This is a genomic window from Streptomyces cyaneofuscatus (genome assembly GCF_033109485.1).
Classification (GTDB): domain Bacteria; phylum Actinomycetota; class Actinomycetes; order Streptomycetales; family Streptomycetaceae; genus Streptomyces; species Streptomyces cyaneofuscatus.
The window spans coordinates 3,845,037-3,858,376 of the sequence record NZ_CP137002.1 but is presented as its reverse complement, the minus strand read 5'-3'; the positions used below and the strand labels follow the sequence as shown (position 1 = coordinate 3,858,376).

11 protein-coding genes and 1 pseudogene are annotated in these 13,340 nt (G+C 72.0%); 3 read left to right on the top strand and 9 right to left on the bottom strand.

What is annotated here, in order from left to right:
• Positions 1–67 precede the first annotated feature (67 nt).
• From R2B67_RS17010 to R2B67_RS16980, 7 genes and pseudogenes are all read right to left on the bottom strand, one after another.
• Positions 68–634, bottom strand: coding sequence for a Pycsar system effector family protein (locus R2B67_RS17010; RefSeq protein ID WP_317819249.1), 567 nt, complete (start codon positions 632–634; stop codon positions 68–70).
• On the bottom strand, positions 631–1,752 hold the full coding sequence (locus R2B67_RS17005) for a hypothetical protein (RefSeq protein ID WP_317819247.1): 1,122 nt from the start codon (positions 1,750–1,752) through the stop codon (positions 631–633). Before R2B67_RS17005 ends, R2B67_RS17010 begins: the two co-directional genes overlap by 4 nt.
• Positions 1,745–4,288, bottom strand: coding sequence for a hypothetical protein (locus R2B67_RS17000; RefSeq protein WP_317819245.1), 2,544 nt, complete (start codon positions 4,286–4,288; stop codon positions 1,745–1,747). Before R2B67_RS17000 ends, R2B67_RS17005 begins: the two co-directional genes overlap by 8 nt.
• Positions 4,289–4,290: 2 nt before the next feature.
• Positions 4,291–5,058: a nucleotidyl cyclase domain-containing protein gene (locus R2B67_RS16995; protein WP_317819243.1), complete on the bottom strand. Its 768-nt coding sequence runs from the start codon at positions 5,056–5,058 to the stop codon at positions 4,291–4,293.
• Positions 5,059–5,208: 150 nt separating this feature from the next.
• Positions 5,209–5,919 (bottom strand): Crp/Fnr family transcriptional regulator, encoded by a 711-nt coding sequence (locus R2B67_RS16990; protein WP_128847014.1) that lies wholly within the window; start codon positions 5,917–5,919, stop codon positions 5,209–5,211.
• Positions 5,920–6,363: 444 nt separating this feature from the next.
• Positions 6,364–8,203 (bottom strand): annotated as a pseudogene (locus R2B67_RS16985) (lysyl oxidase family protein).
• A gap of 278 nt (positions 8,204–8,481) precedes the next feature.
• On the bottom strand, positions 8,482–8,841 hold the full coding sequence (locus R2B67_RS16980; RefSeq protein WP_317819238.1) for a Rossmann-fold NAD(P)-binding domain-containing protein: 360 nt from the start codon (positions 8,839–8,841) through the stop codon (positions 8,482–8,484).
• Between the two features lie 190 nt (positions 8,842–9,031).
• On the opposite strand from R2B67_RS16980, the gene R2B67_RS16975 reads away from it, so the two are divergent.
• Together R2B67_RS16975 and R2B67_RS16970 are read left to right on the top strand one after the other, a co-directional pair.
• Positions 9,032–9,394 carry a helix-turn-helix domain-containing protein gene (locus R2B67_RS16975; RefSeq protein WP_317819236.1) on the top strand — a complete coding sequence of 121 codons (363 nt, stop codon included), beginning with the start codon at positions 9,032–9,034 and terminating at the stop codon, positions 9,392–9,394.
• Between the two features lie 90 nt (positions 9,395–9,484).
• The gene (locus R2B67_RS16970; RefSeq protein WP_317819232.1) at positions 9,485–10,432 is read left to right on the top strand and encodes an FAD-dependent oxidoreductase; all 948 of its coding nucleotides are present in this window, start codon (positions 9,485–9,487) and stop codon (positions 10,430–10,432) included.
• A gap of 18 nt (positions 10,433–10,450) precedes the next feature.
• Here R2B67_RS16970 and R2B67_RS16965 read toward each other — a convergent pair whose 3' ends face one another.
• Complete coding sequence (locus R2B67_RS16965) at positions 10,451–11,035, bottom strand: TetR/AcrR family transcriptional regulator (RefSeq protein ID WP_317819229.1); 585 nt, start codon at positions 11,033–11,035, stop codon at positions 10,451–10,453.
• A gap of 137 nt (positions 11,036–11,172) precedes the next feature.
• Between R2B67_RS16965 and R2B67_RS16960 the strand changes: the two genes are divergently transcribed.
• Complete coding sequence (locus R2B67_RS16960) at positions 11,173–11,730, top strand: hypothetical protein (RefSeq protein ID WP_317819225.1); 558 nt, start codon at positions 11,173–11,175, stop codon at positions 11,728–11,730.
• A 45-nt stretch (positions 11,731–11,775) separates the two neighbouring features.
• Here R2B67_RS16960 and R2B67_RS16955 read toward each other — a convergent pair whose 3' ends face one another.
• A complete protein-coding gene (locus tag R2B67_RS16955) occupies positions 11,776–13,275 on the bottom strand; it encodes a hypothetical protein (protein ID WP_317819224.1) in 1,500 nt (499 codons plus the stop codon).
• Between the last annotated feature and the right edge of the window lie 65 nt (positions 13,276–13,340).

Sequence of the window (13,340 nt, the reverse complement as noted above, 5' to 3'; positions counted from 1 at the left end):
TGGTGCCCTTAGTGCTCGTGGTGCTCGTGGTGCTGGTGGTGTGGGTCAGTTGTCGGTCGGTGATCGGTCAGCGGGCCATCAGGCTCCAGGCCAGGGCCAGCGCGGCCGAGGGGGAGAGCGTGGCCACCGCCCAGCGGATCGCCCGGTATTTCGCCGCGAGGATGGCGCTGACGTCCACGGCCTGGACGAGCAGCCAGCCGACCGGGTCGCGGCCCGCCTCGGCGATCCTCCCGGCCAGCCGGTCGTAGTCGAAGGGGGCCAGCAGGTCCCCGAAGTAGGTCACGCCCTCCTGGTCGCGGACCGTCCCCGTACGGGGCATGAGCGCGCGGACCAGGGCGCCCACCGCGACCACCCAGAGCAGGCCCGCGAGGACCAGCGCCAGGTCACCGGGGCCCTGCCAGTCCGGGGAGCCGTGCCGCCCGATGAGGAAGGCGGGCAGCGCGAGCGCCCCGGAGAGCAGGACCGCCGCCTTGGAGTCGGCTCGGCCGAGGTCCTCCCGGACGGTGACCAGGAGCCGTTCCGCGATGCGTTCCCCCGCCCTGTCCGTCCCGCGCGGACCCCCGTTCGGCACGGGGCCGGTCGGGGCGGGGGAAGTCTGTGTGGTGGTGCCGACGGGGGAGTGGTCGGAGGTCATTCGTCCTCCGCCCAGTCCCACCCGTCGTCCCGGCCGCGGGTGCGGCCGCGCGGGGCGGGTGTGTCGGGGCCGGTGTGCCGTACGTCGGTGTTCCGGGGCCCGGAGTCCCAGGCATCGGCGTCCCGTACGTCGGCGTCCCACCCGTCCGCGTCCCGCACCGGCCTCCGGGCCGGCCGCGTGTCGGGTGCGTCCGTCACCCAGTCGGGGGTGAGCGGCTCCTCGCGGCCGCGCTCCAGCTCCTGCGGGGCGCGGCGGGCGGGGCCGGGCCCGATGGGGCCCTGGACGCTGCGGCGTTCACGGTTGAGGTAGGCGAGCGTCTGGAGCTCCAGCTGGCTGGAGGCGATATCGCCGCTGGCGACCAGGGCGAAGAGCTTGTCGACGCGCTCCTTCTCCTCCTGCCGGCCCTCCTGGCGGATCTTCTCCAGGAACTCCTTGGCCGACTCCGGTTCCGCGGCCAGCATGTAGCTGAGCTGGTCCAGCTCCCCGCCCATCAGCATGGTGCGGAACCTCTGCTGGCGGAGGTCCGTCAGATGCGTGGCGGCCTGGTAGTCACGGATGACGTCCACGTGGCCGATCGTCCGGTCGTCCACCCGCAGCCGTACGTACAGCCGCACCCGCAGTCCGAGGTCGGTGCCGAGATCGCTCCACCTGCCGGAGACGCACTGCTGGGTGATGGCGGTGTTGGCCTGCTCCGCCTGGTTCACCGGGAACTGGGAGGAGATCTCCCACAACCGTTCCTTCGTCGGTGCGGTGAGCCGCTGGGCGATGTCGGTGACCACCTGGACGGCCACCAGGTGCGGGTCCTCCACGGTCCAGTGGATGTCCACCTCCGCCTTGAAGAACGTCGCCCCGCCCGCGGCGGGCAGCTCCATCTGGAGGGTGGTGACGAAGGTGCCGGTGGCGATCTCGCAGATGGTGTGCGGCCGGGCCAGCGCCCGCTTGTCGTAGTGCCGTACGCCGGAGACGCCGGCCACGCTGTGGCCGCCGTTCCGGTAGAACAGCACGGATGTGGTCCGGGTGCTGCTGTGCCGGAACGGGCCGGTCGGCGCGTACTCCCGCAGGAACGGGCCGGCAGGGGTCGCCGTGTCGTTTCCCGCCACGCCGTTCTCCTCAGCCATGACTCTCCTCCTCGTCGGACCGCCGCTGCCGGGCCGGCACGGCGAGCCGCCACAAGGCGCTCGCCTGCTCGGTGGTGAGCGGTCGGTCCTGATCCCTCATCATTCGGCGCAGCAGCCACTCCAGCTGCTGCCGGTCGTGCTCGTCGGAGGTCAGGGCGGGCAGCAGCGCCGCCAGCCCCGGCCGCATCCGGTCGCCGCCGCCTTCACGGCTCTCCCCGCGCTCACTGCCCTCCCCGTGCGAGGCGGAGCGCAGCAGGGCCTCCAGGGCGTCGAACGCGACGTCCCTGGAGCGTGCGGTGTTGAGCGCCGTCCAGAGCAGGTCGGCCAGCGTCCCGGTCAGTTCGGGCCGGGTCACCGCGAGCGCGAGCAGCAGCGGCCAGTCCCCCCGGTCGCCCAGCGGGGTGCCGGGCTCGTCGTCCAGGACCTCGTCCACACCGGTCGTCGCCAGCCGCACGATGGTGACCAGGGCGAGATCCTGGTACTCCTCACGGCGGTGCTCGGCCCACTGGCCCAGCCGCCGCAGCACGGTCGCGCACTCCGGAAGCGTCAGCAGCCGGACCACGTTCAGGGAGGCCACGGCCAGCTGCCGCCCCTGGTCGCGGACGCCGATCCGGGCCAGCGCGTCCAGGGCGGCGTCCACCGAGTCGGCCGCCCGCCCGTGGCCCAGGGTCATGGCGGCCGTCCAGCGCAGGGAGGCCGTGCCGTACCGGGACCAGTCGTCGACCACCTTGCGTACGGCCTTGCGGTGCGAGGCGTGCCCGGCCACCTGGTCCAGCGCTGTGGCGGCGAAGACCCTGCGGCGCGGCGAGGACGCCTCGGCGAGCGGCCGGACCAGCTCGCCGAACCCGTACTCGAAGTCCCGTACGGAGAGCTCCCCGGCGGCCACCGCCGCGCGCACCGACACCTGCGGCCGCGGGTCGTCGGCGAGCAGCCGCAGCCAGCGGACGACCGGGGCGCGGACCGGGAAGTGCCGGTCCCAGATCTCGGCCAGCACGGCGGCCGGCAGGGCGGAACCCCGGTAGAAGATCAGCTGCCCCGCCACCTCGGCGCCCGCCACGTCGATGGCCCCGTTGTCCGAACGGGCCCGTGAGAGCGCCCGGTCGGACTCCGGGTCGTCACAGAACAGCGGGCGGGACGGGGTGCTGTCCGGATCGCTCTGTACGGAGAGTTCCCAGGTCAGCAGGTGGGCGGCGGCGGACACCGCGCTGTGCGACCCGCCGCCGAGGACCGCCAGCGCGATCCGGAACGCCACCGGGTGGAAGAGGGCGGCCGTGGCCGAGCGCACCGGCGTACGCCCGTCGCCGGAGGACGGGGCGGCGGCCAGGGCCCGGTCCACCCCGGCGAACCACTCATGGGCCTGGACGGCCGCGATGCCGCGGCAGCCGGCCAGCAACTCCTCGCGGGTGAGGGACCCCAGCAGGTGCTCGGCCAGGAGCGAGGCGAGCAGCTCGGCCTCGGCGGGCCGCAGATCGTCGAGCCCCACCGCTTCGATGACCTCGGGGTCCTCGGCGATCCGCGCCGCGCGCTCCAGCGCCTCATGGTCGCGCGCTTCCTCCAGCCGCTCGCGCAGCCGTACGGTGACCAGCTCCTGGCTCGGGGCGGGCGGGCAGACCATGCCGTACCGGCCGGCCAGCAGCGGGTTGGCCGCCGAGCCGACGCTCACGACGACCACCGCGTACGCGTCCCCCTCGGCCAGCGTCGACGCCAGCTGGTCCAGGTCCATCTCGTCGGGCGGCAGCGTCCCGGGCCGGTCCAGGGCGAGCTCCAGGAGATACCCCGTACCGCGCCGCTCACCGCCTTCACCGCCCTCACCGCCGTTCATCTCGCCGACGAGCCCGCGCACACCCTCTCCCTGGTGGGGATCGACGCGGCGCACCCGGCCGCCGTCCCCCGTGCCGTCGCGGGTGACCTCGTCCAGCAGGGCCAGGGCGGTGCACGTGCGGCCGGTGCCGGGGGCGCCGCCGAGCACCAGGAGCCGGCGCGACTCCAGCGCCCGGCGCAGCCGTATGTAACCGGCCGGCTCGACGTGGGCCCGGCGCAGCCGCCGCAGCTCCTCCTCGGGGACCGGGCCGCCGCGCATCGCGACACCGGAACGCCGGGCGTCCAGCGAGACGTTGATGTCGCCGATGTGGGCGTGGCCGATGCGGGACCGGTCGAAGCTGGTGAAGTCCCGCCCGCTGGTGAGGAGTTTGCGCCCGGCCCGGCGGGCACGGGCGGCGGCGGCGAGGTCGGTCGGCCCGTCCTCGCCGTCCTCCTCGGCGAGCGGGTCGCGGGTCAGGTCCTTGATACGGTCCGCGGCGCGCTCGCGCTCCTTCGCCCGCTCGGCCGCCTCGTCGTCCCCGGCCTCCGGCCCGTCGTGGGCCTCGGCCTCACCCTGGGCCTGCCCGTCGCCGCGATCCCCGCCACGTTCTCCGCCACCTTCCCGGCCACGTTCCCGGCCACGCGGAGGGGCTTCGGGGGACCGGGAGCCCTGCGGCTTCTGCGGATCATGCGAGGCGGGCTCGGCCGCCCGCTCGGCCACTGCTTCGTCAGCCATGCTCAGTCCTTCCGGCGGTCGGTGCCGATGTTGTGGCCGATGTGCACGGACCGCTCGAAGGTGGTGTCCCGGAACACGTTCATGTCCCTGCCCGCCCGGTATGCGGCGGCCCCGTCCCCGTCCTCGTAACCGTCCCTCTCCCCGTCCTCGTAACCGTCCTCCTCCTCGGCGGCGGCCGGGCTTCCGGAGGCGGCGGTGGTCGAGATGCCGGACGCGGTCGTCCGCCCGAGGGCGGGCGCCGGCCGCCCGGGCAGCTGGAACCAGGCGGTCACCTCGCCCCCCTTGAGGGTGATCCGCGCGGGGGCGAAGCGGTCGGGATCGATGAACTTGCCCCCGGGGGCGACCACTTCGCGGTAGAGGGACTCGGAGACGGCGAGGACCAGGTCGGCCTGCTCACGCTCCAGGAGGTGCCGGGCGACGGACGAGTCGGCCAGCCCGCAGGCGAGGTTGACCGCGTCTCCGCAGATGCCCTCGCGGTCGTGACGTACGGGGCCCACATGCATGGCCACCCGCAGCCCGAGCGGCCGGCGCTCGCGGCGGTTGTCCAGGCGCAGCTTCTCGTGGAGCTCCGTCATCCACAGGCCGAGCAGCCGCGCGACCGCGATCCGCCCGGGAACGGATATCAGCACGCCGTCCCCGCGGTCTTCCAGGTGAACGGCGTTCCGGCCCACCCCGGCCTGCGCGAACGCCGTCTCCAGGACCTCGTAGATCTGCCGGCGCATCAGCGGCTTCTCGGCGTCGCTGTACTGCCCGGAACCTCTGGCGTCCACGCTGATTACCAGCTCGTAGCGTGCCTCACCGGCATCCAACGCGTCGTGCTCCACCCCACGCCCCCCGCTCTTCTCCGCTTGCCGTCCCCTAAAGCTTCCGGCCCGGGGCGAAGGCCGTCTGTAGCCGTTTACACACGGCAGGGCGGGGGTTTACTCGCGGTGCCCCTCCGCGAGGAGGGCGAGCAGCGCGGGGTCGAGGATCTCCACCATCCGCGTACCGGTGCGCACGACCTTCTGGGTGCGCAGCAGCCGCAGCGCCTTGGCGACCGCCTCGCGGGTGGCGCCGACGGTGGCGGCCAGCTCGTCCTGGGCCAGGTGGACGACGGTGCCGGCGTGCGCGGGGCCCGGCGCGCTGGGTGTGTAGGGGCCCGAGGCCTCGACCCGGGAGAGCTCGGTGAGCCGGCTGGCCAGCCGTTGCAGGACGGTCAGCGAGGCGAGGGCGGAGCGCTCCTGGTCCGCGCTGCGCAGCCGGAAGGTCAGCTGCCGGATCACCAGTCCGCTGACCCGGGGGTGGGTGGCGAGAAACCGACGGAAGGCGTCACCGCCGATGACGGCCGCCTCCGTGGGCCCCAGCGCCCGCACGGTGGCGCTGCGCGGGTGGTTGTCCAACGCGGCCATCTCTCCCAGGAGTTCGCCGGGCCCCCGCAGCCCGAGTATGAGCCGGGTGGCGCCCCGGTCGGTGGCACAGGAGACGGTCACCCAGCCCCGCAGCATGATCACGACGTGGCCGGTCCGGTCGCCTTCGGTGAGGAGCGGGGCGTCGGCCGGGTACTCCTTGCGGTGTCCCAGTGCCATGACGCTCTCGTACTCCGGGGCGGTCAGCGCCCGCCCGAAGGCCAGCTCATCGCCGAGCAGCCCCATGGCCACTCCCCCCGCGGCGGTCTGTATGGCCCGATCTCGTTGGCGTAGATGCTCCCAGAGCCCTCTTTCGGGTGGAGTGAATTGCGCCACATATGCACTACGCACAGGTAACTGATGCAGGGCCAGGTGAGCGATGGTGCAGCCGCCCGACGACATGCTCCGACTACTCGGCAGCCCGGAAAAACGTTCACAACCCACGGGTTCCGGACAAACCTTCCCCCACCGCGCTGACCGGGGAGATCGCACAGGGAAGGGGCGGCGAGGGTGGTGCGCGGAGTCCCTGGCCCAGAAGTTACGGGTACCGGTCGACTTGGCGAGAAGTCAGGTTTGGTCCCCGGCAGAGGCGGCCGGCAGGGGAGGGAGGAGAGGCGTATGTGCCGCCGCACATGCGACCGGCCCCGGGAGAAGCTCCCGGGGCCGACGACAACCAACTCAGGGAGAAGGTCAGTTGGCGTTCACCAGGTGATGGGCGGGGACCTTCACCGTACGAGCGCCCTTCTTGCCGCCGAGGACGACCTTGCGCAGCGCGCTGTTGTTCTTGTGGTTGGTCTCCTTGAGGCGGTTCTCCGGATTGGCGAGGACCTGGATGTAGTACGTGCCGTTCGGCAGGTTCGTGATGTCGAAGGACTGGCCGGGCAGGTCCTGGGTGTAGGTGTCACCGGAGCCGACGTCGAGAACCTCACGGACGGAGATCGAGTTCTCCTGGCCGCACGCGGTGGACAGGTCCGTGTTGCTGGGGTGCCAGTTGGCGTTCTTGACCGTGTAGTCGACGGCGTCGGTGTTGGCGAGGCAGAAGGCCTCCTTGCCGCTGCGCACGGTCTCCTTCTTGTCGGCCTTCAGCAGCCGGTAGCTGGCGAAGTCCGTGAAGTGCCAGTGCTCGTGACCCGGGCGCGGGTCCCACTCCATGGTGCCGGTCGGGGTGTAGCCGACCTGCTTGCCCTTGGCGTCGTAGAAGTACTGGTAGGCGTCCATCAACTCCGCGCCCGGCGACCGGAATCCGTCCACGACGAGCTTGGCCGGACCTGCGTTCCACACGTTGGCGCTGAAGGCGAGGTAGTCCTTGCCGGGCACGTCCTCGTACCCGTCGCTGACGGTGATGCCGTACGCGGGCAGCGAGCGCAGGTCGGGCTTGGGCACGTTGGGCACGGCCGCCTTGCCGGTCGGCCGCTTGGCGTTGGGCTGCGCGCCGGGCGCCTGACGCGACCCGTCGGTCTGCCCGGCCCGGTCACCGACCCGAGCGGCGGAGAACCCCTGCGCCCCGAAGGCGTCCTTCCCGGCCTGCTTCTCGGCGGCCTGCTTCTTGAGCGCCCAGGGGAGGGCGGGCGGCGCCGGCGGGTAGGGCCCGTGACCGACGTTGAACGTGGCCCCGGCCCCGGTCGTCGCGGAGGCGGGGGCGTCGGTACGGGCGGGGGCGCCGTGGCCGGCGTGCCCGGAGGGGGCCGGGTCGGCGGCGGCCTGGTGCCCGGCATGCCCGGCATGACCGGAGTGCAGGGAGCTGGAGGCGACCTTGGCGGCAGCGCCACCGGAATCACCTTCCGGTGCCTCCCAACTACGCTCGCGCACCGTGAGCTTGACGCTCTGCGGCTTGTTCGCGATTCCGAAGAGATCGCGGTACTTCTTGGTCACGGAGACCTTGGCGGTGTACGTGCCGGCGGCCAGCTGGACCGGCGCGGAGTAGTAACCGGCATAGGACCGGCGCGGAGTAGTAACCGGCATAGGTGTTGGCGGCCCACCCGTTCTCCACGCCCCACACGGAGCCGAGGGTGAAGGGGTTGACCGGACAGCTCTGCGGATACTTCGATTGGGCCGGAGCATCGGGCCGCACCCGCCCGGAGGCGTTGTTGGGGCAGAAGCTCTCGGTCTTCTTCAGCACCGACTTCCCCGCCGCGTCGACGACATTGACCTCCATGAAGCCCGGCAGCCCGGAGAAGTCCTTCACCAGCCCCGCGGGAAGCGCCTTGGTGGTGGTCTTCTTCCCGTTCCGGATGATCTGCGAGGCGACGACCGGGTCCTTGTAGGACTTGCGGGTCACCTTGAACTCGAAGGCGCCCTTCTCGGAGGTGAGGTAGGTCCCGAGATCGAGATAGACCCCGGGCTCCTCCTTCCACGAGTCGAGCGTCACCGACTTGGAGGCGGCGATCAGGCTGAGCTTGGGCCCTGCCACCGCCGCCGTCTTCGCGTCAGGCGCGGCGGCGACGACCCCCGCCGTCACGGCGACGGCCGCGGCGATGGCGACCGAGGGGCGGGTGAGGCGGCTGGTGCGGCTTTGCTGGGATCTGGTCATCATTCCTCGTACTTCCGGCTTTCCGGGTGCGTGACGGGACGCGGACGAACAGCACAGCCCCAACTCACCTGTGGCGACGCTGTGTCCGCCCTGTGAGAGGGGGCCGGGGGTGGATCGGGTTGTCTCGTGTCCCCCGACTGGCCCAGGGTTGTCCGAAAAGGGTTGTTCTCTCCCCCGTACGGTGGCGTCCCACCGCCCACCCGCCCAGGCCCACCCGCCCAGGCACGCCCCCCACCCGCTCCGGCCCGCCCCCACCCCTCCCCGGCCCGCCCCGACGGCTACCCGTGCAGGCCGCGCACCGTGTCGAGGAGTGCCGCATCCAGATCAGCGGGGGTGAGACCGAGCGTGCGCCGGGTCTCGGCGGAGTCGAGGATGTGCGGGTGCTCGGTGGCGTACAGCATCTCGATCAACTCGCCCAGTACCGGAGTGGTCACCGCCAGAGAGGCGAGGGCGCTCCGGTCCAGGCGCTCCAGCCGGGGCGCCGGCGCATACGTCAGCTTCGCGAACCGCTCGGCCAGCTCCCCGGCGGAGGCGGTGGCGGCGGGCGCGTGCCAGGCGCGGCCCCAGGAGCGGTCGTCATGCGCGGCCGCCACCAGCGTCGCCGCGACGTCACCGACGTACGACCAGCTGTGGGGCACGTCGGTCCGGCCGGGGTAGCCACCTGCCCCGCGAGTACCTGCGGGGCGATGCCCAGGGTGAACGTGCTGAGGGCGCCCGCGCCGAGGAGCGCGGCGGCGCGGACCTCGGTGACGCGGGCCCGCCCGGCCCGGTGCGCGTCCAGGGCGTCGAGCCACATCCGGGCCCGCACCCGGCCCTTGGCCGAGACCGGTGCCATCGGCAGGTCCTCGGTCATCGGACGGTGCACCTCGCCGTACCCGTGCGCTCCCACTGGGAGAGCTGGCCGCTCACGCGCACACCAGCGTGCGGACGCTGACCCGCCGCTTCCAGGCGGAGACCGGGCTCACGCCGCTGCGGTGGCTGCTCGAACAACGGGTGGACCGCGCCCGCGAACTCCTCGAAGTCACGGATCTCCCGGTCGACCGCGTGGCCGAACGCAGCGGCCTCGGCAGCGCGGACTCCCTGCGCCACCACCTGCTGCGCCGAGTCGGCCTCACCCCTCGCGCCTACCGGGAACGGGCCCGGCAGGGCGGGAGTGCGGCGCCGGGGACGTCCACGACGCCGGTTCGGTAGCCGTCGGCCAAGCTCGTCACCGCCGAGCACGGGCCACAGGGTGGGACAAGGCTCCGAGTGCGCGGGGCCCCCCGGTGCTGGAATAGCCCCATGGCCACCACCCCACCCCGCTCGGCCCCGCCCACCGACACCGACACCGCCACCCACACCACCACCGACCTGATCGTCATCGGCGGCGGCCCGGCCGGCTGTGCCGCCGCCCGCACGGCCGCGAGTGTGGGCCTGCGCTCGGTCCTGATCGAGCCGGACACCCTCTGCCGCAACCTCTACCGCAACCCAGCCCTGAACAACGTCCTCGGCGGCCACACCAGCGGCCCCGCGCTGGCGGACGCCATCACCGTGGAACTGGCAGAGACGGAGCTGTGCCGCCTGGAACTCGGCCGCCATGTCGTCCGACTCCGCGCCGCCGACGACCAGGTCACCATCACCCTCGACACAGGTCGGCACCTGACGGCCCCCTACGCGGTCGTCGCCACCGGAGTCGGCCCCCTCCAGCCCGGCGACGTCCCCTGGATCACCGCCCCTGCCGGACTCACCCTGCCCCCGCTCTGGCAGGCCGGCCCGGACGACGCCGAAGGCCGTACGCTCCTCGTCCTCGGCGGCGACCGCCCGATCGGCACCTTCCTCCGCGCCCACCCGGCTACCGCCACCCGCCTGCTCGTGGCGTACCCGCAGACCGACGCGTACAAGACCGAGGAGATCCGCGACGACCCGCGCGTCACGCTGCTGCCCGTCGAGCACCTGACACTGTGCGCCTCCGAAGGAGGCACGGTGACCGCGGACGTACGGAATCGGGGCGGCGGCCGGCGCACGATCACGGCGGACACCGCCCACCTCAGCCTCGGCAGCGCGCCCACCGCCCCCGCGGGCGACCTGGTCCGGGACACCGACGGCTACTGCCCGCCGGACCGCCAGCACCCGCGCATCATCGTGGCAGGAGACCTGCGCTCGGCCCGCTTCCAGCGGATCATGACGGCCATGGGCTCCGGCAGCGAGGCCGCACTGCGCGCCTACTACGCGGCGCGGGATCTTCTGTAGGAGCCGGCAGGCAAGAGCTCAGGCGCCGCGCGCCCGCAGAATTCCCTCCACGCCCAGGAGGAAGGTCTCCGCGATCGGCTTCGGGTCGGAGAGGCAGCCGGCGGCCATGGCGCCGTCGCGGAGCATGACGAGGTGCCGGCCGGCTTCGTCGGCGGGCCGGTCGCCGACCTGGGCCAGCAACTCGGTGACGGTGTCCAGGAACCACTGGCGGTGGGCCAGGACGGCCTGGTGGATGGGGTGGGCGGGGTCGGGGTATTCGGCCACCGCGTTGAGGAAGGCGCAGCCGCGGAAGCCGGGGCTCTGGATGCCTCCGGTGACGAACCGGCCGATCGCCCGGACCGCGTCGGCCGCCGACTCCTCGCCCGTCCGCGCGGCTTCGATGCCCGCCCGGATGCCCCGGTCGGCCTGGTCGAGGTAGGCGAGGACGAGCTCTTCCTTGCCGGTGAAGTGCCGGTACAGCGTGGCGCGGGTGACCTGCGCCTCCGCGATGATCCGGTCGACGCCGACGGAGTGGATGCCCTCCGCGTAGAAGATGCGCGTCGCCGTATCCAGCAGCCGCGCCCGCGCCGCCGACGTGCTGCTTCCTCCCGTGCCCTCACTCATGCGGCCAGGCTACCGCACGAATGAGGGAGAACGTTCGGTCTTGACAGCACAGCTCTCAACTCCTTCAATACAAAGAGACCGAACGTTCTCCCTCGCGTTGAGGAGGGTGACGCCTCTCCCTCCTGAAAGGAACCTCCGTGGACACTCTCACCGCCACCGCTCCCACCGGCGTCCCCGCTGCCCTGCGCAAGCTGTACCTCCTGCGCTTCGGCTTCGCCGCGGTGTGGGCGGCCCTGCTGTTCGCGACCGCCGACACCCTGGGCGCGCTCACGGCCACGCTGCTGGTGATCTACCCCTTGTTCGACGTGGCCTGCGCGGTCATCGACCTGAGGTCCGCCGGGGCGAACGCCCAACTGCCACGCGGCCTGTACGTGAACATCGTGCTCAGCACCCTCACCGCCATCGGCCTCGCGGTCGCCGCCACGTCCGGCATCCCCGCAGTCCTGCGGGTCTGGGGCGTCTGGGCCATCACCGCGGGCATCGTCCAACTCCTCGTCGGCGCCGCCCGACGCCACCTCGGCGGCCAGTGGGCGATGATCGCCAGCGGAGCGATCTCCACCCTCGCCGGCGCCTCGTTCTACGCCCAGGCCGGCGCGGACGACGCCTCCCTGGCCAACCTGGCCGGCTACGCCTTCCTAGGCGGCGTCTTCTTCCTGGTCTCCGCCCTCCGCCTGGGACGGACCCGCGAGGTGTGAGGCCCCGCCACGACCGAGTCCGCCGACGTCGAGGGAGCCCTGAGATCAGACGCCGGCAGGGTCGGGCGCGTCATCCCGGCCGCTCGGCTCTTCCTCTCCATGGGGTTGGGCGGGGATCTCGATCTCGACGGGATGGGTGCATCGCCACACGGTGTCAGCGCCGGTCTCGGGGTGGACGGTCTCCTTGAGGCCGAGGTGGTCGCATTGGGTGCACGCATCAATGACTTCGCGGGCGTACACCCGGCGGATGTCGGCGTGCAGCCGCCGGAAACAGGCGAGCGCCAGGGGCGATGCGTGCCAACGCGGGGCCTCGTACTCGGGGATGGAATGGTGCAGCTCGATCGCCTTGTCGATCTTGCCGCTGAGGCTGGTCACCGAGGCGGACGCAGCCTCCGGTGGCCCCATCCGAGGATTGCGCTCCTTCCAGGCCGCGGCGGAGTCGGCGGCCCGCCAGGCGAAGCAGATCATCTGACCGGAGGTGTACCCGTGAGCGAAGCCCTTGCGGATCACGTCGGCGAGCTCCTCGCGCCTCGCTTCGGGCACCGCGGGATAGCCGTACTTCTTGGTGAGCAGGTTGTCGAGATAACCGGAGATGCTGAGGACCTCCAGCCGGTCCACCAGCGCGGTGAAGGCCTCACGCGCCTCAGCCGGCTCAGGACCGGGCCGGGTCCGGAGGTCATCCTCGATCTTCGTGACGCGCTCCTGCGCGGCGGTCAGGCCACCGACCACCCGCCACGCGACTTCGGTGGAGAAGAAGGCGATGCCGTCGCCGTCCTGAGAGAGAGTGAACGCCTGCGGCGGACTCTCCGGCGCGAGGGCCAGCAGTTTCGCGTGGTAGAGGTCCGACAGGAGTTCTCTGTCCTGCTCGGCATCACCTGTCCAACCCAAGGGGCCGGTACTCGTGAGACTGGGAAGCGGCTTGCCGGGATTACGTGTGGCATAGCTGATCAACGCCACGTAGAGGGCAAGGGCCAGAGGGCTGTCCTTCGGGAGGGGATCGGCCGGCTCGGCCTTTCTCCCCTCGTCCGCAAGGACGTTAGCCACCAGACGCTGGAGCCTTTCCGCCTGCCGCTGCTCATGTTCCCGCTCGATGCGCTTCTGTTCGGCGGCGCGTTGTTGCCGCTCGGTCTCCTCCTGCTGCCGGATTTTCGTGCACTCTCCGCAGAGGTACGCGGGAGCCTCCACGTCGAGGTTCTTCCCGCCGACCTTGTTGGCCCAGGACCGGTTGGTGACGGTGATCGGTTCGGAGCAGTTCGCGCACGGGCAGTTGAGGAGCGTGGCGTACGAGTGTGCTGCGACCAGCGCGCCGATGTCGCCGACCACGCCGATGCTGCCGACGGTCCGGGCCCAGGTTCCGTCGTCCTTGATTTCCCAGTAAAGGGCACTGATTCTCTGGGCGTCCTCCGGAGCATCGTGCTCGATCACGACGCGGAGGCGGGGAGCGTCCAAGGGAAACTCGCGAACGATCGGCTCCGGAGTAACCGGTTGCCGTGGTGATGGGTTCTTGCCCCGTTCCCGCTTGCGGCGGCGTTCGCGCTTACCCATGTGTCTGTCCCTGGCTCATATGTGGATGGTGACGCAACTCCGGTTCGGCAGGGTGGTTTTCTGGC

Bases quoted from the DNA above. Each gene is read 5' to 3' on its own strand.
- R2B67_RS17010 (WP_317819249.1), bottom strand. From the start codon at position 634: ATGACCTCCGACCACTCCCCCGTCGGCACCACCACACAGACTTCCCCC.
- R2B67_RS17005 (WP_317819247.1), bottom strand. From the start codon at position 1,752: ATGGCTGAGGAGAACGGCGTGGCGGGAAACGACACGGCGACCCCTGCC.
- R2B67_RS17000 (WP_317819245.1), bottom strand. From the start codon at position 4,288: ATGGCTGACGAAGCAGTGGCCGAGCGGGCGGCCGAGCCCGCCTCGCAT.
- R2B67_RS16990 (WP_128847014.1), bottom strand. From the start codon at position 5,919: ATGGGGCTGCTCGGCGATGAGCTGGCCTTCGGGCGGGCGCTGACCGCC.
- R2B67_RS16970 (WP_317819232.1), top strand. From the start codon at position 9,485: ATGGCCACCACCCCACCCCGCTCGGCCCCGCCCACCGACACCGACACC.
- R2B67_RS16965 (WP_317819229.1), bottom strand. From the start codon at position 11,035: ATGAGTGAGGGCACGGGAGGAAGCAGCACGTCGGCGGCGCGGGCGCGG.
- R2B67_RS16955 (WP_317819224.1), bottom strand. From the start codon at position 13,275: ATGGGTAAGCGCGAACGCCGCCGCAAGCGGGAACGGGGCAAGAACCCA.